This window comes from Pseudoalteromonas sp. MER144-MNA-CIBAN-0113 (assembly GCF_040308965.1).
Lineage (GTDB): Bacteria > Pseudomonadota > Gammaproteobacteria > Enterobacterales > Alteromonadaceae > Pseudoalteromonas > Pseudoalteromonas tetraodonis.
The window spans coordinates 50,154-75,192 of sequence record NZ_JBEOOG010000005.1 but is presented as its reverse complement, the minus strand read 5'-3'; the positions used below and the strand labels follow the sequence as shown (position 1 = coordinate 75,192).

General features: G+C 40.1%; 23 protein-coding genes, 1 pseudogene and 1 riboswitch. Of the genes and pseudogenes, 8 read left to right on the top strand and 16 right to left on the bottom strand.

Features of this window, described 5'->3' with window-relative positions:
- Nucleotides 1–16: 16 nt before the first annotated feature.
- Nucleotides 17–673 (bottom strand): nitroreductase family protein, encoded by a 657-nt coding sequence (locus AAEY57_RS02555; RefSeq protein WP_008109298.1) that lies wholly within the window; start codon nt 671–673, stop codon nt 17–19.
- Between the two features lie 127 nt (nt 674–800).
- Between AAEY57_RS02555 and AAEY57_RS02550 the strand changes: the two genes are divergently transcribed.
- Nucleotides 801–1,742 (top strand): LysR family transcriptional regulator, encoded by a 942-nt coding sequence (locus tag AAEY57_RS02550; protein WP_167378573.1) that lies wholly within the window; start codon nt 801–803, stop codon nt 1,740–1,742.
- 20 nt (nt 1,743–1,762) lie between these two features.
- Here the strand turns inward: AAEY57_RS02550 and AAEY57_RS02545 are convergent, their stop codons facing one another.
- The 5 genes from AAEY57_RS02545 to AAEY57_RS02525 form a co-directional block, all read right to left on the bottom strand.
- Nucleotides 1,763–2,653 carry a dienelactone hydrolase family protein gene (locus AAEY57_RS02545; protein ID WP_350606153.1) on the bottom strand — a complete coding sequence of 297 codons (891 nt, stop codon included), beginning with the start codon at nt 2,651–2,653 and terminating at the stop codon, nt 1,763–1,765.
- Nucleotides 2,654–2,754: 101 nt separating this feature from the next.
- Nucleotides 2,755–3,042 carry a hypothetical protein gene (locus AAEY57_RS02540; protein WP_350606151.1) on the bottom strand — a complete coding sequence of 96 codons (288 nt, stop codon included), beginning with the start codon at nt 3,040–3,042 and terminating at the stop codon, nt 2,755–2,757.
- Nucleotides 3,035–3,211 (bottom strand): hypothetical protein, encoded by a 177-nt coding sequence (locus AAEY57_RS02535; RefSeq protein WP_350606149.1) that lies wholly within the window; start codon nt 3,209–3,211, stop codon nt 3,035–3,037. The genes AAEY57_RS02540 and AAEY57_RS02535 overlap by 8 nt, the downstream gene beginning before the upstream one ends.
- A 143-nt stretch (nt 3,212–3,354) precedes the next feature.
- Complete coding sequence (locus AAEY57_RS02530; protein WP_350606147.1) at nt 3,355–6,504, bottom strand: efflux RND transporter permease subunit; 3,150 nt, start codon at nt 6,502–6,504, stop codon at nt 3,355–3,357.
- Nucleotides 6,505–6,507: 3 nt separating this feature from the next.
- A complete protein-coding gene (locus AAEY57_RS02525; protein ID WP_024602956.1) occupies nt 6,508–7,683 on the bottom strand; it encodes an efflux RND transporter periplasmic adaptor subunit in 1,176 nt (391 codons plus the stop codon).
- A 171-nt stretch (nt 7,684–7,854) separates the two neighbouring features.
- Here AAEY57_RS02525 and AAEY57_RS02520 point away from each other — a divergent pair, with 171 nt between their 5' ends.
- The gene (locus tag AAEY57_RS02520) at nt 7,855–8,118 is read left to right on the top strand and encodes a YkgJ family cysteine cluster protein (protein ID WP_008109286.1); all 264 of its coding nucleotides are present in this window, start codon (nt 7,855–7,857) and stop codon (nt 8,116–8,118) included.
- Between the two features lie 463 nt (nt 8,119–8,581).
- Here the strand turns inward: AAEY57_RS02520 and AAEY57_RS02515 are convergent, their stop codons facing one another.
- Nucleotides 8,582–10,435: a TonB-dependent receptor plug domain-containing protein gene (locus AAEY57_RS02515; RefSeq protein ID WP_350606143.1), complete on the bottom strand. Its 1,854-nt coding sequence runs from the start codon at nt 10,433–10,435 to the stop codon at nt 8,582–8,584.
- A 202-nt stretch (nt 10,436–10,637) separates the two neighbouring features.
- On the opposite strand from AAEY57_RS02515, the gene AAEY57_RS02510 reads away from it, so the two are divergent.
- Nucleotides 10,638–11,147, top strand: a complete 510-nt coding sequence (locus AAEY57_RS02510; protein WP_350606140.1) for a peptide-methionine (S)-S-oxide reductase — start codon at nt 10,638–10,640, stop codon at nt 11,145–11,147.
- A 54-nt stretch (nt 11,148–11,201) separates the two neighbouring features.
- On the opposite strand, the gene AAEY57_RS02505 is transcribed toward AAEY57_RS02510, so the two are convergent.
- The 6 genes from AAEY57_RS02505 to AAEY57_RS02480 form a co-directional block, all read right to left on the bottom strand.
- On the bottom strand, nt 11,202–11,543 hold the full coding sequence (locus tag AAEY57_RS02505) for a hypothetical protein (RefSeq protein ID WP_350606139.1): 342 nt from the start codon (nt 11,541–11,543) through the stop codon (nt 11,202–11,204).
- Nucleotides 11,527–11,823 (bottom strand): hypothetical protein, encoded by a 297-nt coding sequence (locus tag AAEY57_RS02500; protein WP_350606136.1) that lies wholly within the window; start codon nt 11,821–11,823, stop codon nt 11,527–11,529. The genes AAEY57_RS02505 and AAEY57_RS02500 overlap by 17 nt, the downstream gene beginning before the upstream one ends.
- Before the next feature lie 200 nt (nt 11,824–12,023).
- Nucleotides 12,024–12,575: a DUF4136 domain-containing protein gene (locus AAEY57_RS02495; RefSeq protein WP_013465143.1), complete on the bottom strand. Its 552-nt coding sequence runs from the start codon at nt 12,573–12,575 to the stop codon at nt 12,024–12,026.
- Between the two features lie 104 nt (nt 12,576–12,679).
- Nucleotides 12,680–15,472, bottom strand: coding sequence for an Mks condensin complex protein MksF (locus AAEY57_RS02490; protein ID WP_350606134.1), 2,793 nt, complete (start codon nt 15,470–15,472; stop codon nt 12,680–12,682).
- Nucleotides 15,469–16,017, bottom strand: coding sequence for a condensin complex protein MksE (locus AAEY57_RS02485; RefSeq protein WP_076922498.1), 549 nt, complete (start codon nt 16,015–16,017; stop codon nt 15,469–15,471). The genes AAEY57_RS02490 and AAEY57_RS02485 overlap by 4 nt, the downstream gene beginning before the upstream one ends.
- 5 nt (nt 16,018–16,022) lie before the next feature.
- Nucleotides 16,023–17,294 carry an MksB family condensin complex protein gene (locus AAEY57_RS02480; RefSeq protein ID WP_350606131.1) on the bottom strand — a complete coding sequence of 424 codons (1,272 nt, stop codon included), beginning with the start codon at nt 17,292–17,294 and terminating at the stop codon, nt 16,023–16,025.
- A gap of 196 nt (nt 17,295–17,490) precedes the next feature.
- Here AAEY57_RS02480 and nhaD point away from each other — a divergent pair, with 196 nt between their 5' ends.
- Nucleotides 17,491–18,738, top strand: coding sequence for a sodium:proton antiporter NhaD (gene nhaD, locus AAEY57_RS02475; RefSeq protein ID WP_350606128.1), 1,248 nt, complete (start codon nt 17,491–17,493; stop codon nt 18,736–18,738).
- A 98-nt stretch (nt 18,739–18,836) separates the two neighbouring features.
- Nucleotides 18,837–19,009, top strand: a riboswitch (Lysine riboswitch).
- A gap of 75 nt (nt 19,010–19,084) precedes the next feature.
- Nucleotides 19,085–20,476, top strand: a complete 1,392-nt coding sequence (gene lysC / locus AAEY57_RS02470; RefSeq protein ID WP_350606126.1) for a lysine-sensitive aspartokinase 3 — start codon at nt 19,085–19,087, stop codon at nt 20,474–20,476.
- Here the strand turns inward: lysC and AAEY57_RS02465 are convergent.
- The gene (locus AAEY57_RS02465; protein WP_350606160.1) at nt 20,453–21,211 is read right to left on the bottom strand and encodes a 4'-phosphopantetheinyl transferase family protein; all 759 of its coding nucleotides are present in this window, start codon (nt 21,209–21,211) and stop codon (nt 20,453–20,455) included. The genes lysC and AAEY57_RS02465 overlap by 24 nt on opposite strands.
- Before the next feature lie 166 nt (nt 21,212–21,377).
- Here AAEY57_RS02465 and AAEY57_RS02460 point away from each other — a divergent pair, with 166 nt between their 5' ends.
- Nucleotides 21,378–22,700, top strand: coding sequence for a sodium-dependent transporter (locus tag AAEY57_RS02460; RefSeq protein ID WP_350606123.1), 1,323 nt, complete (start codon nt 21,378–21,380; stop codon nt 22,698–22,700).
- A gap of 96 nt (nt 22,701–22,796) precedes the next feature.
- Here AAEY57_RS02460 and AAEY57_RS02455 read toward each other — a convergent pair whose 3' ends face one another.
- Complete coding sequence (locus AAEY57_RS02455; protein ID WP_350606121.1) at nt 22,797–23,777, bottom strand: 2-hydroxyacid dehydrogenase; 981 nt, start codon at nt 23,775–23,777, stop codon at nt 22,797–22,799.
- An 88-nt stretch (nt 23,778–23,865) separates the two neighbouring features.
- Nucleotides 23,866–24,408: a glutathione peroxidase gene (locus AAEY57_RS02450; RefSeq protein WP_013465134.1), complete on the bottom strand. Its 543-nt coding sequence runs from the start codon at nt 24,406–24,408 to the stop codon at nt 23,866–23,868.
- Between the two features lie 120 nt (nt 24,409–24,528).
- On the opposite strand from AAEY57_RS02450, the pseudogene AAEY57_RS02445 reads away from it, so the two are divergent.
- Together AAEY57_RS02445 and AAEY57_RS02440 are read left to right on the top strand one after the other, a co-directional pair.
- A pseudogene (locus AAEY57_RS02445) lies at nt 24,529–24,618 on the top strand (NAD(P)-binding domain-containing protein); the annotation flags it as partial.
- A gap of 143 nt (nt 24,619–24,761) precedes the next feature.
- Nucleotides 24,762–24,977: a helix-turn-helix domain-containing protein gene (locus AAEY57_RS02440; RefSeq protein WP_350606119.1), complete on the top strand. Its 216-nt coding sequence runs from the start codon at nt 24,762–24,764 to the stop codon at nt 24,975–24,977.
- Nucleotides 24,978–25,039: the final 62 nt, after the last annotated feature.

Sequence of the window (25,039 nt, the reverse complement as noted above, 5' to 3'; positions counted from 1 at the left end):
AGTGAGCAGCTTTGACTTATAAAACCTGAATTACTTGTTCTTTGCTTAAACGTGATTTTGGCAGCTTAGCATTGTAGTCTTCTTCTGCATCATGGTAACCCAGCGCAAGTGCCACATCACAGATGTAGCCGTCTAATTCGCTTGCAAACTCTTCACCAATCAGCTGTGCATCAACGCCTTCCATCGGCGTGGTATCAATCCCTAAGCGTGCTGCTGCATGCATAGTATTGCCTAAAGCAATGTAGGTTTGTGCTTTGGTCCACGCGGCATTATTACCTTGCTCATCGGTATTTAAATCAACAAACGCAAAGGCGCCAAAAGCTTGCTCGCGGTTTTCTTTTTGAGTTCTGCCATTCTTTATATCGGCATCAATTACGTGTCCGTAATCTTCACGAGTATATTGCGGATTATGAGCAAATAAAATAATGTGCGACGCCGCTTTAATGTGTGGCTGATTAAATTGAAACTTATTAGCAAAGGTAGTGTGCATACGCTCTTTTGCAGCGTCTGATTCAATCACTACAAATTTCCAAGGCTGCGAATTAATTGACGAAGGAGAAAGACGCATAGCATCATACAATACCGTTAAATCGTCTTGAGAAATGCGCTTTGTCGCGTCGTAACGTTTAGCAGTATGGCGGCTTTCAAGGTCGCGAATAATAGGGTGAGTCATAGTCTCTCCATAATAAAAAAGGGCTAATAAACAGTGTTCACTGAGTGTATGAGCAACATAATACAATTTGCTTTATTTAAAATAAACAGCATAATTATTGAATCATTATCAAATAAAAATAGATAATATGCAGATTGATGACTTAAAACTGATTTTAAAAGTAGCAGAGTGTCGAAGTATTACTTTAGCTGCTGCTAAGTTAGATATGCGCACAGCAACCGCCAGTGCGGCTATTAAGCGCGTAGAATCAGCCCTTGGCTGCGAATTATTTATTAGAACAACTCGCCATTTGCGTTTATCCAGTGCAGGGGAGCGGTACATACCCCAATGCGAACAAGCGCTGGCTGTACTTGAAACGGCAAGGCAAAACCTCAAAGGAGAACATGATGCTATTGAGGGAGAATTGCGGGTGGCTACTTCATCTGATTTAGGGCGCAACCTAGTGATCCCCTGGATTGATGACATTATGGATAGGTACCCAAGTGTGAGCTTGCGTACGCACATTAGCGATAGCAATATCGATTTTTTTCGTGATTCGGTTGATATTGCACTGCGTTATGGCTCCCCAAGTGATAGCAGTGTTTATGGATTTAAAATTTGCAACGTACCGCGACTACTCTGTGCTACACCTACCTATTTAGCTAAATATGGTGAGCCAGAGCACCCTGATGATTTAGCGCAGCATCAAGGGTTATTTTATCAGCTGCAAGATATTATCAATAATGTATGGGAGTTTACCGATGGCCAAAAAAAATACAAAGTAAAAATGCAGGGCAGACGTGCCTCAAACGATGGCGATTTAGTAAGGCGCTGGTGTGTGGCAGATAAAGGTTTAGCGGTTAAATCGGCGTTAGATATTGCTGATGACTTATTAAATAAACGCGTTGTTACTGTGATGCCTAACTATCAGCACACCCAAGGGGAGCTGTGGCTTATTTGCCCAAGCAGACAATCGATTACTCCCGCTGTACGACTACTACGCGATGTGTGCAGAGAAAAAACCGCTCACTTATTGAATCAGCTAGTAAAAGAGGGAATTGTTGATAAACGTGTATTAATTAACGAGTAACAAATACACGCTTAGTAATGTTAACTTAAGTGGTTATTAAAAAATGCTAATGTACGCTGCCATGCAAGTTCGGCATTTTTTTCATCGTAGCGGCCAGTTGAATCGTTATGAAAACCATGATTCGCGCCTTCGTACATGTGCATAGTGTAATCAACATTGTTTGATTTTAAGCTCTGCTCATATTCAGGCCATGTGGCGTTAACGCGTTTATCAAGCTCAGCTAACTGAATCATTAATGGCGCTTTAATGTTTTTATGTAAGCTTTCACTTGCAGGTGTACCATAAAAGGGCACGCCCGCAGTCAATAAATTACTGTCTACGGCAGCTAAATAGTTAACAATATAGCCACCAAAACAAAAACCAACGGCACCTAATTTACCATTACTATTTGGATGCGCCTTCAAAAAATGCGCGGCGGCAACAAAATCATTTTGTATTTTAACGCGATCCATCGTGCGCTGCATGGCTCGACCTTCATCGTCGTTGCCTGGATAGCCACCCAGTGGGTATAACGCATCAGGTGCAAAAGCAATAAACCCGGCTTTAGCCAGTCGCCTTGCAACATCTTTTACATACGGATTTAAGCCGCGATTCTCGTGTACTACTAATACAACAGGTAGTTTGCCTTGTATATTTGTTGGAATCACTAAGTAGCCTTTGCCCGAACCATAGCCATCAGGCGAATCAAATTCTTGGTAAGTGGCTTTTATATCATCGTCGTTAAATGAGACTTGCTCGGCTTGAGCGTAATTAGGTAATAATGCACCTGTAAGTACCGTCATTGAAAAGCCCAATGCGGCTAAGCCACCAAGCTTTTTCATAAAGGTGCGTCTATCAATTAAACCGTGAGCGTATTCGTCATACCAATCAAATGCTTCTTGAGGAATGTGTTCAGACTGAGGGGAATTCATAGTTGTGCCTTATTTATTATGATTATTAAATACCATAACGTAAAAGGCATAAAAAACGAGCAGTTTATTATGCTCATCATAGGATCTTTTTAATCACGCAATTAAACGTTGAACAGCATAGATAAAGCTAACCCAGTAATGAGTAATAAAAATCCGATAATTTGTGTTGCTATATCTCTTTTGCGAACGAGAGTTTCCGCTATAGGGCTAGTTAGTTTACGAGTAAGAAAGTTTGCTGGGATTAAGCGAATGCTTGCAAAGCCCATAAAACTAAAGCCAAAGCCAATGAGGAAGCTCGAATAGGTGGAGTCAATAATGCCACCGATAAACGTGAATAAGGCGATTAAATAAAGTGACATACTTGGCCAATGTATTACTTTTTTATTCATAGTTAGTCCTTGATAATCCTTCATCAAACCCAAGTAAAAATTCTAATCCTACAAATGCAAAAGAAATAGTTATTGCAACCAATAGCATTAAATTGCGGTTGTTCTTTTTGTAACCCAGAGTAGTCAATACGGCAAAGACGATAAATAAGATAAGCTGAAATGTGCCCATGGTTAATCCTTTAAGAGCAAAGTTTAGAGTTAAATTACCAGTAGGGAGACAAACTGGCAAATAGTTGAATGCTATTTTTTAACTATAAATAAAAAGCTCGGCATAATAATACCGAGCTTTTTTGGTTGGGATTTTTACTTAATTTAGTGATTTGTCGTTGCTGGTTGGCCATCGACTAGGGCATCTTTACCGCGCCATTTGCGGATCAGGCGTTTTGCATCTTCAAGCGCAACATACTGACACGGTATAAGAATAAGCGTTATTACCGTGGCAAACAGCACACCAAAAGCGAGCGAGACCGCCATCGGTATTACAATTTTTGCTTGTAAGCTGGTTTCCATAATAATCGGCATGACCCCAATAAAGGTGGTAATTGAAGTCAGTAATATGGCTCTAAAGCGACGCGCACCGGCTTGCATTACCGCTTGTTTTATTGCCACACCTTCAGCACGCGCTTTGTTTACAAAATCTACCATCACGAGTGAGTCATTAACCACCACACCGGCTACCGCAATAATGCCAAACATCGATAAGCTGCTCATGGTCATACCTAGTACCATGTGGCCAAACATTGCGCCAACCACACCAAATGGAATGACCGACATAATAATTAATGGTTGCGAGTAAGAGCGCAGAGGAATAGCCAATAATGCAAAAATTATGATCATCGATAGCGCAAAGTCACGTAATTGCTCATCAGCGCTATCCATTTCCTCTTGAATACGACCAGCCACATTACTTTGCACCCCTGGGTAGTTTTTAAGTAATGAAGGTAAGTACTCATCACGAATTTGTTGTGCAATGGCAAAGGGCTCTACTTGGTCAGTATTTACCGCAGCCCACACGTTTACTGTACGTTTTGAATTTTCACGGCGAATACGATTAACCCCATCAACTAATGAAATATTAGCAACTTCACTTAATGGTACTTCAGCGCCTGTTGGGGTGATAATACGTACGCTGTCGATATCGCTGATTGAGTTACGCTCATCTTCTGGGTAGCGGATCATCACTTTAATTTCTTCACCTTCTCGAAGAATACGTTGTGCTTCAAGACCGTAATAACTAAAGCTTACTTGTGACGCCACATCGGCAAGGGTTAGCCCCATGCTGTAAGCAAGTGGTTTTAAATCTAGCTGTACTTCATCGGTAGCGCTTTGCATTGAGTCATTAACATCGCCTACGCCTTCCATATTTTGTAACTTGGTTTTAAGTTTACCAGCGACTTCTTTAAGTACTTGTGCATTTTTACCTTCGAGTTTAAAGCTTACATCGCCATCGTCTCGACCCCCGTTCATAATACTGTCTTGAATGGTTAGGGTTTTAACACCCGGTAAGTTAGGCATTTGCTCGCGCCATAAGGCACTCAGTGCAAAGGTATCAATAGGGCGCAGGTCGGGTTCAACTAAAATAGCCATAATGTTTGCTTGCGTTCGCCCACGTAAGCTAACTGATAAATCGCGGATCATCGGTTTACCGTATTGCTCTTTGAGCTGACTATCAACGCTCAGTATTAGCTGCTCTACTTTTTTAGCTGTCTCAAGCGTTGCTTGCTCAGAAGACGCTAAGTTCATTTCTATATCAATGCGAGGAAAGTCGTGCGGTATTTTAGGATTAGGCACAAATTTAACTAAACCACCGGCAAACATTCCCGCACTGACAATCAGTAAACACATAAAACCGACAATAACGGTATAGCGATAATGAATGCAGCGACCAACAAACGGGGTGTAGTAGTTATCAACAAAACTTTTTAGGCCGTTATCCATTACTTTACGTGCACGGTGAAGCGGGTTTTTTGGATTTGGTTTGCGGTCTTTCATTGCCGCAATATGTGCTGGTAAAATAAGTTTTGATTCAATCAGTGAGAAAATTAAACATAAAATAATCACCCCACCAATGGCTTTAGAAAAAGCCGCACCTGGACCTGTGGCAAGAGTTTGCGGTAAAAATGCCGCAATAGTGGTAAGTACGCCAAATGTGGCTGGCATTGCCACGCGTTTTACGCCGCGTACAACGTTATCGAGTGTATGGCCGTGTTTTTCTATTTCAGCACTAGCAGATTCGCCCACAACAATGGCGTCATCAACCACTATCCCAAGCACCAGTATAAAGGCAAATAACGAGGCTAAGTTAATGGTGACATCTAAAAAGCCAATTGGCATAAACAAAAAGGCACCTAAAAATGACACAGGTAAACCCATCATTACCCAAAAAGCTAAACGTAATGGTAAAAACAGCGCTAATACCAACATAACTAGTAAGCCACCCCAAATCATATTGTCGACCATCATATCGAGGCGACCTTCGAGGTAGTAAGTTAAATCAACAATAGGAGAGAGCTTAACACCTGCAGGCAGTTGCGATTCTTTTTCAGCCATATAGGTTTTAAGTACTTTAGCAACATCGGTAATATCTTGATCTTTAGAGGCGTTTACTTCAAACGACAATGAGTTTTTACCATTGTATTTTGAGTATTGCAGGCCTTCTTCAAAGCCATCATTTATGGTGGCAACGTCACCTAAATAAACTTGCGCGCCATCGGCAAGGGTGATCAGTGGTAGTTTTGCAAACTCGCTACCACGGTAGGCTTGTTTCTCAACGCGCATTGAAATATAGCCATTTTCAGAGCGAATTTGCCCAGCTGACATATTGGCAGAAAAGCTTTGCACTGCACTGGCAATATCTCTAAACGTTAATCCATAAGCACGCAGTTTGTCTGGGCTTACTTCAATACCAATTTCGTAATTAAGGCCACCATTAAAGTTAACTAAATTAATATTAGGCAGTGCCTGAAGCTCATCTTTTATATCATTACCGAGCTCTTTAAGTTGGTAGTTACTCATGTCACCGTAAAGCGCAAGTATCATTACTTCTTGTTCGTATTTATCGCGACGAACAATAGGGCGCTCCATACCCGCAGGAAACGTATTAATTGAATCTACTTGTACTTTAATTTCATCGAGTACTTCTTGCGGATCAAACTGCTCTTCTATTTCAATCCATGCTTGTGAAGAGCCTCTATTGGAGTAGGTGATAAGGCGCTTTATTCCCTCTATACCCTCAAGGTTCTCCTCAACTTTTATAGTAATGCCTTCCTCAACCTCTTGCGGGGCTGCGCCAGGGTATACCGCGGAGACACTGATCCAGTTACTTTCAAATTGTGGAAACATTTGTTTGCGAATAGTAAACGCCGTTAAAATGCCACCAATAAGTATAAATATCATCAATAGATTTGCTGCAACAGGGTTGCGCGCAAACCATGCAATTAGGCCTTTTTCACGTGTAGACATAAGTTACTCCTGTTTCAATGCAAGTTGAGTAACGTCTGGGGTTGTTACAACGTCTTCAATTTTTACCGCCATTCCCTCGGTAGGGTATTCAAGGGCAGAAGTAATTAGCTGTTCACCTTCATTAAGCCCTTGGTCTGCGATCACCATGCCGTTTTGTTCACGTATAATATTGAGAGTTTTAAACGACAGGGTTAAATCGTCGTTTAATATTGCAATTTTATTTTCTTTGACTAAATGATGTGGCACAACAATGGCGTTATTAACTGCACGACCTTCTATGCTAGCGTTAACATAGGAGCCAAAACGCAATGGTTGAGTTTTGTTAGCATATGGGGTTGGTAATTGTGCCACTAAGTAGCTCATACGGCTTTTTTGATCTATCACCCCTTCACTGCGTACCACTTTAGCCTGCCATGTGGTTTCTTTGCCCGCGAACTGCGCACTAAATAACACTGTTGCACCAATACCGCCATTATTTAAATATTGCAGCTCTTTATCGGCAACCGGTAAACGTACTTCAGCGACCGAAGTGGCGCTGAGTGAGCCAAAGCTATTACCTGGATTTACAACAGAACCCAAACTAATGCTACGCGCGTTTATAATTGCATCGTAGGGGGCTTTAATATAAGTGCGTTCTAAATTACGTTTAGCACGTTTTACACTTGCTTGTGCTGAGCGATAACGCGCCATTTTCTCTGCTAATTGCGGCTTACGTAAATAAAGCGCAGAAGCGGTAATATCGCTTGAGTCTGCTTTAATGCGTTCCCATTCAGCTTTAGCAACATGCGCTTGAGCACGTTCAATCTCAAGCGCTGAACTTGCTTGGGCGAGCCCAGCCTCAGCTTCAATTAAATCAGCTTCGTAATCATTTGGGTCAATTCGTGCTAAAATATCTCCTTGCTTTACGAAGGCACCTTCAACAAATTGCCCTGCAACAGAAATAACTTGGCCACTTACCTGAGCAATCAGCTCAGTGCGGTCTTTAGGTTGCACAATACCGTACGATTTAACATCGAGAGTGATTGCATCAAGGTGAATAGGTTGTGCTGCAACCAATGGGCGAGTATCTTGTTCTGGTTTTTCTTCTGGTGGTTTTTTCATTGCTGAAAAGCCCGCTGCAAGGGCGATGCCACCAACAAGGACCGCGATAGGGAGTATTATTTGTTTTTTAGTCGCCACAGGGCATTCCTTCATAAATTGTGCTGATGAACTAATGATACGCAATAAAGTGTTTACAGTGTGTTTGAAGATGTAACAAGTCATTGCATAATGCGGTTACAAATAGAACAAATCGCTCTGTTTGTATGCAAAGCAGCAACAATATAATTAAAATTTATTACTGAGGTTATAATGAAAACACAATCAATGGCGTGCCGTTTAGGCTGTGGAGCATGTTGTATTGCACCAAGTATTAGCTCGCCAATACCGGGTATGCCAAATGGTAAAAAGGCCGGAGAACGTTGTATTCAGCTGGATGAGCGTAATTTATGTAAGCTATTTGGTGATGAGTCGCGCCCAAAAGTGTGTAGTGATTTTAGCGCTACTTTAGATGTTTGTGGGACGACTAATGAACACGCATTGACGTTAATTACAGAATTAGAGCAATTAACCTAATTTATTGTATTAAATACACATATATTTACAATTTATACGCCTGAAAAGTGTAGACACTTACTTTGTGTTTCTAAAAGTAGTACTGAGAGAGTGCAATTACGTATCCACTTAGCATTGTAGCTAGTGTTTTTTCTCATTCAATTCTCTTTGTTCATACCGTTTTTAATGATAAATGCACAAAGAGGGCGAAGAAACGCTGCGCTTTTAGAGTAAGTGACTTAGATACAAAATCATTTGGCTTAGTTAGTCGTTTTTTCTCATTTTCTTCTCATTCAATTCTCTTTGTTCATACGGTTTTAATGATAAATGTACAAAGAGGGCGAAGAGGCGCTGGGCTTTTAGAGTACGTAAAGTAGGGCGAGCTGCGGTATGAAATTTTTAAGTCAGCTTGTTGCTAGTCTGTGTATTATTTCAATTTAAAAAACAAGCTCAGCGTGGGATACACCCTCGCCGAGCTAAATTGTTACCAGCTATACGTGGCGCTTAGCGTATATTGCTCACCGCGACCCGGCGTGCCTGGGATTTCTTCAAACGATTCATCCCACAAATTATCCGCTGCTAAAGTAATAAAGAAATTTTGCAGTGTAGCCGGGGTTATTTTTAACGTCAGCTGAGTAAATAGTGCCTCGTCATCTGAACGGCGCAGCGCATTGTTATGCTGTTTACGCCACTCATTATCTACTCGAAACTCTAACATATCCGTCGGGTTCCAAATTGCACCGAGCGTTACACGATGATCAGGAAAATTTAAGGCATAAAAGCTAGCATCAATATTTTCAGCGCCGTAGGTTTCTGTTTTATGTAAGTACGCATAGCTGGCAATAATTTCTGCGTTATCAAATTGCTTAGTGGCTAAAAACTCAAGGCCTGTGGTGTCAATATTAACCGGCTGTGCAAATCGCGCTGAGCTTGAATCAAAGTTAAATGTCCAATCGGTTAGGTTGTTATCTTTACGATAAAAAAGTGCGGAATTAAGCTGCCAGCTTTGTTGCTCAAGTAATAAGCCCAGCTCTAAGTTTTTGGTGGTTTCACGCTTAAGGTTAGCGTTACTTCTAAACAAACCACCTGATTCACTGCCACCAATGGCGGTGTAGCCTGCTACTTGGCTTGCCTCGGCATACGACAAATACAATGTTCGCTCAGTGTCATCGTTATTTTGGGTATTGAAACTAACATCCCCAATTAACGATAGCTCAGAATCATCACGACTGGTGTTATCAAATGCAGCCCCTAAACGCACCGTTAGTTGTTGGTTGCTTGCTAGTGCTGTTGTGTATTCTGGTAATACACTAAGCTTAAAGTAGTTACGTGAAGTGAAATTATTTTCAAGGGTGGTGGAGTCAATACTGTCTTCTATATATTGCGCCGAGTAATTAACCGCAACTGACTTTGTTTGCGCATGACGACCTGAAACAGCCAATGATTTTACTTGTGTTTCATGAAATGCTTGGAACGCGCTTGGGTTTTCTCTTGAATAAACATAATGGTCGTTATGCTTGCGGTAATAAGCCGATACTTCAAATTCACTGTTGGTAGCATAGGCTTGTTTATGGTTGAGCATCCATAATTGAGTTTCTAAGTCTTCGGTTTCATTTACACCAAATGGGGTATAAAGGTTTGGCCAACCAAAAAACTTTTCTTGTAAGCCGTAAAATAAATCAGTTTGTGAATCGCTCCCAGTTAACTGCACTCTGCCAGAAGTACGGGTAAAGTCATGATCGCCAAAATCAATTGAACCATCACTTTGTGAGTGCGAATATTCACCTTCAAAACCAATGCGCCAATTAGCGTTTGCTTCAAGTGGAGTACTCACACCTGCATGAATTGTTTGTAAGTTAAAGTCATTTGAGCCTGCGCCCAAAGAGACACTGCCACCGGTTGTTATTGGTTTCCAAGCAAACGACACAGTACCCACAGAGCTATTCATGCCATAAAGTGCGTTATCGGCTCCGGTTAATACGCTGGCACCTGTTAGCATTTGTGGTGCAATAGGAATTTCTGCAAAGTAGTGACCAGACTGCGGGTCTAGTAGAGTTGCACTGCCGACTCTAAAGCCGGTATTTTCAAAAATACCACCGCGTATCGTTACATCAGCTTGTGCCTCGGCCATATTGCGTGATTGCAAGTCAACACGCGGGTCGTACTCTAAATTTGAAATAGGCGAATCAAATGTACCAACGGGTAAGGTATTGGCAGTGGGTGACGCTTCAATTGTTATTTGTTCTATGATTGCTGTTTCTTTACTCTGCTCTGCATAAGCAACAGTCGAAATACTGACTAGTACAGCCGGTATAATAAGGTGCGGGGCACGATTCATATCATTATTCTCATTTTATGCAATGGCGCTAAAAATTAAATACCTATCATTTTTTATCACATGATAAGGTAAGCTCACTAAGCTAGGGTGATTTTGGGCGCTATTGTACATTAATGATAAAAAACTGCATTTGATAATCAAATCTAGCGTTACAAAATAGTAACTCTGCATCCTATAAATTATTTACATTGGTCACTTTATTATGCAAACACAACAACCGAGCCATTCATTAAATCAGCACACACTTTATTTTGCTGGTGGTTGCTTATGGGGCGTGCAAGAATTTATGAGGTATTTACCTGGAGTAGTGACTACTGAGGCGGGGCGTGCCAACGGCACGAGTAACACAACACAAGGTGAATACGATGGCTATGCCGAATGCGTGAAAGTAACCTTTGATGCCCAAGAAGTAACCTTAAATGAATTAATTGGCTATTTTTTTGAGATTATTGACCCATACAGTATCAATAAACAAGGCAACGATGTAGGCGAAAAATACCGCACCGACATTTTTAGCCAAGACAGTGATCATTTAAACATCGCCAGAGACTATATTAGCCAGCGTGATGATGCTGAAAAAATAGCGGTACAAGTAGCGCCATTGACTAATTATGTCCCTAGCGATCCCGAGCATCAAGATCGTTTAACTAATCACCCAGATGACTACTGTCATTTACCCTTTGAGTTATTATATAAGTACAAAGCGAGTTAATTAAAACTATTGTTTATTTTTCTTTGAACTTTTTTTGTTTATCTTTTTATCTTTTTATCTTTTTATCTTTTTATCTTTTTTACGAGGGAACATATCTCTACTTAAGTAAGGTACCGCTAAAAAAAAGATCCCACATCCTAAGTAAAAAAGAAGGTTAAAAAGATAAGCAAATGGAGAGGTCGAGAAAAAATAAACCTCAGATTCAACTCGATAATCTGTTGGTGTATGAACATAACCGTCGTGTATAGAATTTACTGCGATTATTATAAGTAATAACCCTAAAGCAAAAGAAAACAAAGTGAATGCTACTTGGTTCAACAGCATTCTAGTATTACTAATATTAGCGTGTTTTATTTTTTGCTTCTTTTTTGTTTTTTGATTATTTGACCGTTTCATGCTTACCAAAAAAAGTAACAATGATTGCCATTAGTATGCCTACCAAGCCAATGCTTGAAAAAACCGGACTGTATTCACTCTTAATATTGAAGATATTTAATAGGCTGGTTATTAACAATAAAAAAATACCAATAATTTTTATAATCGTGAGTGTTTTATTCAAACAAAACCACTTATTACAAGACGGACATTGTTTTTCAATAAAAATACTATTTTTGTTAATATTATTTATATCTTTAGCTGCAAAATTACTTTTACAATTTGGGCACATTTCTTTCATTTTAATCCTTTAATTTATCTCACAACTTTAAACACTAGGTTTACTAAACGTCTTATTGATTAAGCTTTATCCCTTGTAACATGATTACTATAGCATTGAGCTATCACCTTGTTAATGCGTAACTTATTACATTATAGGTAAACAGTTTTAAGCCATAAAAAAGCCCGCGAACATGCGGGCTTTTAAATATTAATTAAAATTTATTGCTGCGCTTTAGGCGGAAAGTTGCTTAAAATATTGGCAACCGTTTCTTTAATAGCGGCTTCACGTTGTGATGGTGTTTGTTTTTTCTTTAAACGGCCATCTTTAGCACCACGCCAAATTAATTGGTTTGACTCACGATCAATAATATCGATAACTAACGTGCCTACTTCATACTCACGTGCGCTTACATCGTGGTTAAAGCCTGTGCCCCAGTAACCCCAACGTGCACCGTAGCCTACGTTAAAGGTATCTACTTCTAGCTCTTTATCAACACTTGCATGGTAATTAACAAGTACATCAGCTTGCGCTACGTCAACCAATTGCATACCTAACTGTTGGCTTAGTTGGTTGTTTACCGCATTGCGAACGCGTTTTTCCATAAGGCCACTGATTTGGTAGTTATTCGTGTCTTTGGTTAGGCTCGCGTTTTCTACCCAAGCAAACGTTTTGTAGTTACTAAAGTTTGCTGATTTATCGTAATCCCAATCGGGCGTTTGTGTACAGGCGGTAAGTAGCGCCAGTGCTGCGACAATAAATATATGTTTCATTACGTTTGCTCCAATAAAGTGCGTTTGTTTAAACTACCATGGGCGAGGGTAATTTAAAATCTAAAAATAAGTGTAACTGGCTAAGATGAATAGCCAATTAATTCTTAGTCCAGTAGAGAGGCTTTATGTTCAACCTCAATCCAATCTTTTTCATCTACCCAGTTTTGTGCGCCGTCTTTTACTGAACGAATTGGCACAATATAATCACAACTTATTTGCGGTTTAACTGAGGCAAATATTGGCACAAAGCCAAAGCTCAGGGCGGTTTCTATAATTGCTTTTTGGTTTTGCGGATCGATATCAGCCGCTTCATCTATGTAAATAGGTATACGGTATAAGTTTTGTTCCTGATCGCTTAATAAGTAACGAATAAACAACATGCCACATAACAGCTTAATGGTGATACGCGTACCATTTGAACCAGCCGAATCTATTTTTTCAAAGTGCTCGGTTTCGCCCGCGCGGTTAACCACTTCAAAACGAATATCAAATAAATCGGTAAGGGTCAGGCCTGCTTTGTCTGAGGCGAGTTTAATTAAATGATCTTTTGCGTCGTTTACCGCACTTTCGCTGTACGGCTCTTGGCTGAGTAAATCCAGGGTGTCGCCTTGTTCAATTTGGTTAGAGGTACTGATAATAGTATCAATGCTATCTACCAACATTTTGCGCGGGATAATATTAATTTTAAACGCTTGCAGGTTTGAAATACGATGCTGGCTTATGCCTTTATTAAAGCTATTCATTTCACGACGTAGGCGGTCTAAATCTTCACGTAAGCCTTTAATCGTGGCGGCCACTTCGGTGAGGGCAACGCGACCTTGGCGCTCAACGGCATCACGTTCGTTATCAATATTATGAAACGCGCTAATAAGTTTTTGGTATTTACTAAACTCATCGTTTTCGTTATCGAACTTGGTAATACCTGCATTGTAAATATGCATATAGGTATTACGTACATTTATATCGAAATTACGAAGCTCTTGGCAGTCTTTATTAAAGTGGTGAATTAAATCGCTTAAATTATCAAAATCGATTTTTATATCAATCATGTAAGGTGTCACTTTACCACTGTATAAATCTAACGTGTGGTCAATACGCTCGGTTTTAACTTGGCGCAGGCGCTCTGTTTGACGATTAATTTGCGCTTGTTTTGATTTAATTAACGAGCGTCTATCAGCAATTGAGCCACTGTTTTTTTGAATATCTTGTAGGTAATCGTCAACTTGTTCGCGCTCGGCTAAAAGCTGCTCTTTTAGCATCGCTTGTGCGTCAACCGACTGTTGCATCACTTCAAATTGCTCTAAGCGTTTAAGTGCGCTTTCTGCACTCATAAGCTCCTCGTATAGCGCGTCTTTTTCTTTTTGTTTATCAGCAACATTGGCGGCCACTTCGCGCTGTTGTTTAAACTCTTTTAATGATTGCTCAAGCGCGGTTAACTGAGCGCTCAGTTGCTCTTTATTTTCGCCGCTTTGCATTTGTACTGGTGAGAGCTTTTTAAGTTTAATACTGGCACCGGGCAGGGTGAGTATACCGCCTTTAACATTTTCGCTCAGCTTTGATAAAAATTCACCAAAGGCATCTTCGTCATCAATGGTTATATCGCCATTGCTGGTGGTGGCAAAGGAGAGAAGATCGGGGTTTAATAGTCGTGATATTTCTTCTACTTCTTTCAGTGATAAGTCTTCACGCATACGGGTGAATAAATTAAATTCTAAGTTTTTAAGTTGTAACTTTAAGCTTTTAATTTGTTTTTGTGTTTCACCAATACGGTAATCAAGGGTGTGTAGGCTTTGCCCTTGAGCACTCGTAATAGAGTGTGACAACGACTCGTAGTCATTTTTTAACTGCGTTAGGTTGCTTTTGATAGTGGCTTTATTAACCAGCTCAAATTCACTTTTAAGGGCGTTGAAATCTAAAAACCATTGTTCAATTTGAGTTTGCTTGCGCTCTATATCGCGCGATTGTTGCACGTATAGCCCTTGCTTTTGTTCAAACTCGTGTTTTTCGTGCTCAATATCTTCAAGAGCGATGTTGAGCTCGCTTAGTTGCTCTTCTTGGTAAGCATCAAAATCAATCAGTGCTTGGTCAATTTTTGGTGCATAAGCGGCCAGTTTACCTTTAAGAACGGTTTGGTTTTCAAGCATAGATTCAAGGGCGGCTATGGGCTCTTGCATTGACTCAAGGGCTTTTAATTCACGTTTTGCGCGGTTTACTTTATCAAACGAACGGCGCCAAACCTCGTAAAAGTCGACCTTAGAATTTGACATATGGCGTTCAAACACACGCAACATAAAACGCTTAACGTCGTTTGCGCCTAATTTATGTAAATTAAGAATACGACGAAATATTTCTTTGTATATTGCAGAGTCTTGAACGTTGTTAAGGGGGATCATTTTTAAATTGATCTCACCGTCAAATTGCGTCGCTCCGCCAGTAAGTAGAGCGTTTAACTCTTGTGCTTTAAGCTCTATTGGGTTGTAACCTTGCTGCTTTAAGTGATTAAACAGCTTGGTAAACTTAATAATGGTATTGCCTTGGGTGTACTGGGCTAAATCAAGCTTACCTTGATAGCAAAAGTATTGGTGTGCATAACCGGCAATTTTACCTAAGCCGGCTACGCCAATGACGACTGAGCCATGGGGCAAATCGGCTTGCAATAAAATGTACGATTGATCTGATGAAAAATAAAACTTACGGGTTTCATCTAAATCGTGGCCATCCCACTCGGTTAGGCGTAAATCGTTAATTAGCGGAAATTGCAGTGCATTAATTACTGAGCTTTTACCTGTGTTGTTAGGGGCACAAATCGAGCTACTTTTATCCAGTGGGATCACACATTTTGCATAGCCTGCGGTATTTAGTAGGGCGAGTTTACTCAGCCCGTATAAATTTTTCATTGCTCGTCCTCACTAATAAAGGTCTCTTCGTTTACTTCCATTAAGGCATCAATATAGCGGTGAATAGGGGCTTGCAACATAAAGCCACCTTCTACTTCGCGGGCAAGGCCTAAACGTACCATTCGTAAATACACATCTTTGCGTAAATCAGAACCCGAAAATATTTCAAGCTGATCAAATAAATGTTTATTAAGTTGTACCAAGGTTTGCATTAGCTCTAAATCGTTTGGCTCATCAAATAACGCACGCATAGGATCTTTACCTGTGTTGGCAAAGTGTTCGATTAAAATATAAATAGTGAGCGCTATCGCGCGCGATATTTTGCCCATATTGGGGGTGCTTTCATCGCTAGCAAAATAATAAAAGCCACGACTGTCGTGCTTTAAATCATGGCCTAATGCTGTGAATAAGGCGCTGTAAGCTTCAATTTGTTGGTCAAGCTCTTGCCACATTAGGGTGTCTTGTTCGCAAATGTGGTAACCGGCGACTAATTTTTTATTAATGGCTTGTAAGTGAGAAAGCTCATTTAAGTTTATCTGTGTCATGGTCATTACTCGTGCTCGGCTTTATCAGCCTGAGGCTCTGAATTAAAGGGGTACAAAGAAAAGTGCTGGCCTGCAATGTTAACGCGGGCTTTTTTATCGCTTTGGCTAATGTGTAGGGTGGTATCGCTCACTAGTTTTTGATACAAAAACAGCATTTCATCGGCTTCAAGCTCTGGGTAGCTTTCGTCTAAAAATTGCAGCAGAGGCTGTGGTTTTTTACGCTGCTTTTTGAAGCGTTTTGCAAACTGCGCTTTTACATCGTGATAGTCAGGAATGTTTGGTGTGACAAACGCAGGCACATCGTTTTGCTCTGGTAGCTGATATTCATGATGCTCAAATTCAGCCAGGCTTGCCATGTAGGCTACTATATGGCGCTGTTGACCCAATGAATACTTTTGCGCATCGCTTACAAAATGTGGCTGCACGGCGCTGAGCATATTATCTACCCCATTTTTACGTATTAGCCCTAATACTTTTGCTACTTGGCGGGTAACAAGGTTATTACGGCGCAACTCTTCACGCAGTGGCATAAGCATATCGGCACTTTTACGTAAGCTTATCCGGCCAACTAGGTGCATTTCTAGAATTCGGGTACGCAATTGCTCAAGCATGCGTTTATCGTTGTACGCTTTGCCTGAACGTTCAATATGTTCTATTTGGGTGCTAATTTGTTGCTCAATTAAAGTAAAACAGGCATGAAAGTCGCCTCTAATATCCACCATTTCCAGCATGGGTTCTATATACTCATCAAACGCTTCTATCACGGCTTTATAGCGTTTTTGTAGCGACTGCACTGCATTATTAGATTTGGCTTGCTCAACAATATTTAAAATGGCGTTTTCGTTGTGTAAAAACAGTTTGATTATTTTACGCACCCGATCATCCATAATACGGCTAAAGCGGCGTAAATCATCAAAATCTTCCATTTCACCGGCATTGGATAGCCGATTACCTAAACGGGCCAAATCATCAACCAAAACACTAATTTCTTGTGCTAAGCCTAAATGTTCTTCTTGCAGTAAAAAGGTGGCAAAGTCGGCAACGGCGCGGTTAATTTCCAGTTGTGACGATTTAGCCAGCGGAATAATAATTTCTTGATTTAATAACCGGTTGGTTTCTTTATAAATACGCTCATTATTCCACGTGGGTTGCTTTTGCTTAATGGCATTTTGAAGATCTTTAATACTAAAGTCGGCCATTTTAAAGCGCTTAAATAATAGCTCTAATACACTCCAGTGTTCATTTAGGGTATTAAGTAGCTTTTTAGCTGGGATCATAAGGCGTTGCAACTTCCTAGTATTCGTTATTTTATATTTCTCGAACTTATATGGTATTCGTTTTTGCGACGATTTAATAATAGTTTTTACACCCGCTTAGTGATAGTATCCGCGCCGAATATAGGCACATAGAGTTTGTGGGTATATTTTTTACATGGTTTCAATTTTTACTTAACCCCGAAGGTTGTTTAATATCATGGTTTCCTCGATTATCCTGACGCTGATAGCGATTGCATTCTTGCTTATCGTTATTGAGGATGTGATTCACGTTAACAAAGCCAAAACGACGTTATTTTTTGGTACACTTTGCTGGATTATCTCCTTTATTTTTCCTCTTAATGGGCAAAGCCCCGAAACGATTCAAACCCTCCTAGACCACAATATTTTAGAAATTGCTTCTTTATGGCTGTTTTTAATGGCCGCAATGACCTTTGTCGCCTATTTAAACTCTAAAGGACTCATCGAAAATGTTGTGAATCGGATTATGCCAACCAGCATTAGTGAGCGTAAGCTAATGTTTTTGGTGGGGTGTTTTGCGTTTTTATTTTCATCTATTTCCGACAACGTTACGGCCACGCTAATATCATTGGCAGTGATTATGTCATTAAAACTTGAAGCCAAAAAACTAGTTAAGTACGCCACGCTTATTGTATTTGCTGTAAACTCCGGTGGTGTATCACTTATCACGGGTGATGTAACCACACTTATGATTTTCCTTGATGGTAAAGTAACAATTAGCAATTTATTACTGTTAATTGTGCCTGCGTTATTAAGTGTATTATTACTGGCTACCTTGTTATCAATTGGTATGAACAAGCAGTTAGAGTTTAAAAAGACTAAATTTAAACGCATTGAAAAAACCGACATTACTATCGCTGTTATTTTCTTCACTACCGTTATTTCTACCCTTACTTTAAGTGTTTTATATAGTGTGCCGCCGTTACTTACCTTTTTACTCGGCCTGTCTATTATGTTTTTAGTCGCACAATTTTTAATGCGCAAAAAAGATATCAATAAAGATATGATCGATTTTATACGCGACATAGAGTACGACACCTTACTGTTTTTCGTGGGTGTGTTACTGCTTGTTGGTGCGTTAAAAGAAGTTGGGGTACTGAGCCAATTTACTAATTTGTATACGGTAATGGCGCCAGAGTACGCAAACTACTTAATGGGTATTTTATCCGCAGGTGTTGATAACGTGCCACTAACGGCAGCGTTATTAAAAGCCGACATTGTAATGAGTCAACAGCATTGGTTGTCGTTTACGTATGCAACCGGTGTAGGTGGCTCTATGCTAATCATTGGCTCGGCGGCCGGTATTATAGCCATGAGTAAGGTAAAAGAGCTGACGTTTGCAAGTTACCTTCGCTTATCGCTGTATTTATTATTGTGTTACACCTTTGGTTATGCGGGCTCTTACTTAATGGGTAGTTTTATTTGATTTTATAGTAAAACGACTTGACAGCTAGACGTCTAAACGATAACTTTCAAAGCCGCACTCTTAGTGCGGTTTTGTTTTATTAGCCACAGGTTAATAATACATTCAGAAGAGGTGCGATACTTAGGTACTTAATGTGAGGCAACGACAGCCTGCGACCATTAAGGAGGGAAGTACTCGCCGAGGAAAATAATGGGTCGTTACCATTGTTTTTCGGTTTATGGGGCTGAATCCTCAAAACTGTCACCAATTTAGGTGGAGAGCTTCTGGCAGTAGATTTTTCTTATCTTTATTTCCTGCCAAGTTCTTCTTGTTTTATTGCGGTTTGGATGCCGCGAAAGGAGACGAAATGACTACCCAATCAGTGCCACAAAGTTCACAGTGCACAAAATCAGATTACATTGTTGCCAAATTTGGTGGCACTAGCGTTGCTAACTTTGAGGCGATGAGCCGTTGTAGCGAAATTATCATAAACGATAAAAATGTACGTATTGTTGCAGTGAGCGCCAGTGCCGGAGTGACCAATCATTTAGTGGAGCTTTGCAAAGCGGGTATTGAAGCCGCTAAACGCCAACAGCATATTGATGGTGTCCTTGCGATTCAGCAGGCTATTTTAAATGACCTGTCGTTAGATGAGGATTTAGCCCTTGGGTTTAATCAAACGCTTGATGCATTTCAAACGTTGGCGGCACAAACACTCAATACTGAGCAGCAGTTCGATGAGCTACTTAGCTTTGGCGAGCGTTTATCGTCGTACTTATTTACTCAAGTACTAAGGTTAAAGGGTTTAAAAGCCACTCGTTTTGATGTGCGCCAGGTGCTTAAAACCGATAGCCAATTTGGTAAAGCAACACCAAATGTGGCCGCCACAGCGCAAGCCGCTAAAACACATTTAATTCCGCTGCTTGATGATAGCGTTATTGTGACCCAAGGGTTTATTGGTAGCGATGCAAACAATTTAACGACCACGCTCGGTAGAGGCGGCTCAGATTATAGCGCTGCACTGCTTGCTGAGGCTATTAACGCTAAAAGTGTGCATATTTGGACTGACGTAGTGGGTATTTTTAGCACCGATCCTCGTTTGTGTGTAAAAGCCACTCCTATTGCGCGTTTAAGCTTTGATGAAGCGGCAGAAATGGCCACTTTTGGCGCTAAAGTGCTGCATCCGGCTACAATTTTGCCAGCCAGTCGCAGCCATATAAATGTGTTTGTTGGCTCAAGCACAGAGCCAGAGCGTGGTGGTACTTGGATTGAACGTGAAAAATCGCAGCTACCAGGTATTCGTGCGGTCACGCAACGTAAAAACCAAATATTATTAACTCTTAAAAGCCCAGAAATGTTATTAGCCAGTGGCTTTTTAGCCCGTATATTTACTATTTTAAGTGAATGTAATATTTCGGTAGACTTGGTTACCACCTCTGAAATTAGTGTAGCAATTACCCTTGATAATGCGCCTAATGCATCACGCCCAGAGCTAGATCAAGAGTGCTTAGATAAACTCGCTGAATTTTGCCATGTATCGGTTGAAAACAATTTAACGCTGGTAGCGTTAATTGGCTCTGAAATTGTTTTGCGCCAACATGAAATGAATTTAATGAAAGTATTAAGTGACTTTAATATTCGACTCATTTGCCATGGTGCAAGTAAACATAATTTGTGCTTTTTAGTTGAGCAAAGCGAGTCAGATGCAGTGGTTCAAGCGATTCATAGCCGATTACTAGAAAGTGATTGCGCTGCGTAAATCGTTAATAGTCATTATTGAGCACCGCCAGTCGGTGCTTTTTTTTGCCACAACGCTAATATCAAACATGTCGTTATGTGCTCCAACCACGGTATTGCTACAAGCTGTAAGCTGAGTGTTATTAAGTTCGTTAAACACATTAGGGCTTAATAATTGAGCAATGGGGCGGCTGGTGGCTTTAGCCAGCGCTTCTTTTAATGTCCAAATCCTAAAAAAATGATGTGCTTGAGTTGTTATGTTATCTGAATCGATTATTGAGCTCACTTCGGCTGGGTGGTAAAAGTGCTTAGCGAGTTTATTAAAAGGGCGCTTTAAATTAATTTTTTCAATATCAAAGCCAAATTGAGTTGATGCTACATTTAACGCTGCACCTACAAAACCATGAGAATGAGAAATACAGCAACTGATCACGCCTGTTGTATTTTTAATATGTAATTCTAATTTACTGTTATCGGGGTTAAATTCAGAACTAATATCACACGATTTTACGCAGGAATAAGCAGCAAAAGTGGTCTTTACTAGGTATTTAAGCACTAAACGTGTGGCTAAATATTCTTGTTTAGCTTGTGGGTTTTTACGCCGATTAATAACATTGAGCTCAAAAGGGGTTAAATAGTGGGGTAAATCAAATTCACCCACATTGAGGGTGGTCGCGTTAAGCAACGCAATGCAATGGCTGTTATTTGCTAAAGCGGGCGTGACTGCTAGCTGGTTTTCAAAGTAAGTTACACTCATCATTGCTCGTTATAAATGACGACCGATTACATATTTATTACCCAAAGCTGGATAGTTTGTGAGCGGTTGTTAGTTGTTGTGAGCGCTAAGTACATTTTTATTACTCAGTCGCTCTTAAATATGGTTTAATTCGCATTCGTTAAAATAATAACAGATTTGTAGGTGTATGGCACAAGTGCGTGATGGTTTTCAAAGTCGACTAGGTTTTGTATTGGCAGCAGCCGGTGCAGCGGTAGGCTTAGGTAATATATGGGGTTTTCCTACGCAGGCTGCTAATCATGGTGGCGGCGCATTTTTACTGGTTTACTTTATCGTTATTTTTTTGCTGGCGTTACCTGCTTTGTACACCGAGCTGTATTTAGGTTACAAAGCCCAAGCTAACCCTGTTAAAGCGCTAAGCCAAGCATGGCAAGATCACGCCCCTAAAGTGGGAGCCGCAGCAGGCTATATTGGCCTTGCCGGTGCCATCGTTATGTTAAGTTTTTACTCAATTGTGGCCGGTTGGATGCTTTCCTACGCTATAGAGCCTATAAGTAGCTTTTTTGGCTTGCATAGCTTGAGTGAGTTTTTACATAGTGACTCTATGTTACGTAATTTTATTTTTACGCCGCTTATGCTTATTCTAACCGCCAGTATTATTTTAAAAGGGGTGAAGTCGGGAATAGAAACCTGGTCACGCCGTTTAATGCCGCTTTTACTTGTTCTCCTCATTGGGCTTATTATTTATATTGCAACGTTAGATGGCGCAAGCGAAGGGTTTGCTGCCTATTTAGTGCCTGACTTTAGCAAAATACTCGACCCTGATTTAATTATTGCCGCAATGGGGCAAGCGTTTTTTTCGTTGTCGCTTGGGGTAGGCTGTATGATGATTTACGGCTCATATTTAAAACCCGGAGCTAACTTACCAAAATTAACCGCAAGTGTTGCCTTACTCGACACCAGCGTGGCGTTTTTGGCGGGCTTATTAATAATTCCGGCTATTTATGTTGCCCAGTACAATGGCGTTGAAGTATTTAATAACGGTAAATTAATTGGTGAGGGACAACTTATTTTTGCCATATTACCTGAGCTATTTGGCACCATGGGCGAAATTGGTTTATTGGTTGGCTTGTTATTTTTTGTATTGATGTCGATAGCTTCAGTTACCTCAACTATTTCGTCAACTGAGATCCCTGTGGCATTTTTGGTTGAAAACCACAATGTAGATAGAACCAAAGCAACATGGGCAGTCAGTGCTGTTGTGCTTATTTGTGCCAGTACCATTATTTTAAACTTTGATTGGTTGTTTGGTTTAGTGATTATGGTATTTACCCAATACCAATTGCCGTTAATGGGGCTATTTTACTTTATAACGGTAGGCTGGCTATGGCAACGTGGTAATAAGCTGCACAAGGCAAGTAGTGGGCCGCACTATTGGTTTGCACAATATATTCGCTTTGTGTGTCCTGTACTTATGACCTTAGTATTTGTAAATGTAGCGTTTGGTTAAAAACTTTTAAACGCGAATTTAAAAATGCCGTTTTTAAAAAGCGAACTATTGGGAGTCACCCGAAAGTTCGCTTTTTACAGTTTAAATGACTTGATATTACAATACTTGATTGGTTAGCGTTTGCCCTTGATCAAGCTCGTTTGCATTTTGTAATGTTATATTAGCGATTTCGGTTAGAGCTTCTTGAGTAAAAAAGCCTTGATGCCCTGTTATTAATACGTTTCTAAAACTCACTAAACGAGAAAATATATCGTCTTGATTTATTTCTTCACTGTGGTTTTTAAAAAACAGCTCTGATTCTTGTTCGTACACATCAAGCCCTAAATACCCCAGTTTTTGTGATTTAAGTGCTTTAATACAGGCTTGGCTGTTTACCAGCGCACCGCGAGAAGTATTAATAAGCATGACCCCGGTTTTCATTTTATTAAATGCAGCGTCATCGATTAAATGATGCGTGTGCTCGTTTAGCGGACAATGCAAAGAAATGATATCGCTTTGTGTAAGCAGGGTGTTTAAATCGGTAATAGTATAATTGCCTGGTTTTGCAAAAGGGTCGCACACTAAAACGTTAGCGCCAAAACCGGTTAAAATATTACACAATGCTTGGCCTATTTTACCGCAGCCTATAATACCTATGGTCTTGTTATGTAAGTTAAACCCAAGTAAGCCATTTAAATCAAAGTTGTCTTCGCGTACGCGGTTATAAGCTTTGTGTGTTTTACGGCTGAGGGTAAGCATAAGGGCAACACAATGCTCCGCTACTGCCTCAGGGCTGTAGGCGGGTACGCGTAATACGCTTAAGTTATGCTGTTTGGCAACGGGCAAGTCAACGTTATTAAACCCCGCACAGCGTAATAAAATAGCGCTAACACCCAATGTGGCAAGTTGCTCAATTACCGCTTTATCAACAGAATCGTTGACAAATACGCACACAGCGTCAAAGTTTTTAGCTAATATTGCCGTCTGCGCCGATAAACTTTGCTCAAAATAAGTAATAGTGATGTTAGAAAAGCCATTTAAACTTTGCTCAAAAAAAGGGCGCTCATATTTCTGAGCACTAAAAAAAGCAATATCCATTAACTAGCTCCAAGTAATCAATTATTTTATTACCATAAACTATTCTTACTATAGATGCTTCACTCTTGTTGTTTTAATTACGACAGGATTATTTTAATACAGCCGAACGGACTCCTAAACGAGCGGTCGTCGGTTTTATAACGGGCACTGATTCTAAGCAGCTTGTTATTACATTATGTAAGGACTCCGGTTTAGTTCGCGGTGCATAGCGAGCAACCAGCTGCCCTTGTGCATTAACTAAAAACTTAGTGAAGTTCCATTTTATTGCTCGGTTTTGTGCAATACCTCGTGTATGAGACTTTAAATAACTAAACAGTGGATGCGTATCTGGGCCATTTACCATGACCTTATTAAACACCTCAAAATTAATTGAAAAATGTTTTTGATAATAGTCTTTAATGGCCATTCCCTCTAATGGCTCATTTTTATCAAATTGATTACACGGAAAGGCTAAAATAGTAAACCCATCGTTTTTGTATTGTTGATATAGCTTTTCTAGCGCGCATAATTGCGCAGAAAAATGACATTTACTGGCGGTATTAACAATAAGAACCGTTTTTCCTTTTAGCTGACTCAAAGAAAAATCATCGTTATTACAAAGTGGTGCGTTAAATTGATAAATACTATCCATAGATTACCTACCTAATTTCCGTATGAGGGAAATTTTAAAAGACTTTCATTCGCTTTTTTAGCGGCCGATTGACATAATCGAGCTTATGTTTCTAAGTTATCAGTTAAATAGGTCATTTTTATGTCAGTAAAAATTGCATTTATAGGTTTAGGCGTAATGGGTTACCCAATGGCAGGCCATCTAGCAAAAGCGGGGCACAGCGTATGTGTCAAAATTTGGCGCTTTAATAATTTTTGCCATAAGAACGTCTATTTTCAAGAAAACCTCTGATTTAATTTAACCGCTCCGATATCGGAGCGGTTCTAGTGCGTTTTTTGTAACAATCAAGCTCCGAATGCGGAGCAAATGATGTTATGAATATTATCGGAAAGAATATAAAGCGAATTAGAGAGAATAAGTCATGGACACAAGAGGTTCTAGTCGCTAAATGTCAGGTACAGCAGTGGGGAATAACCCGAAGCACATTAGCCAAAGTAGAATCTAATGTTAGAAGAGTTACCGATATAGAAGTGAAGCGCTTTGCACAAATCCTTGAAATTCCGATTGATGAGTTATTCACTGAAGATTAAAACCAAAGAGCATTACTCTAAACCACTTGAAGTATGAATCAAAAAGATACACACTGATGGTA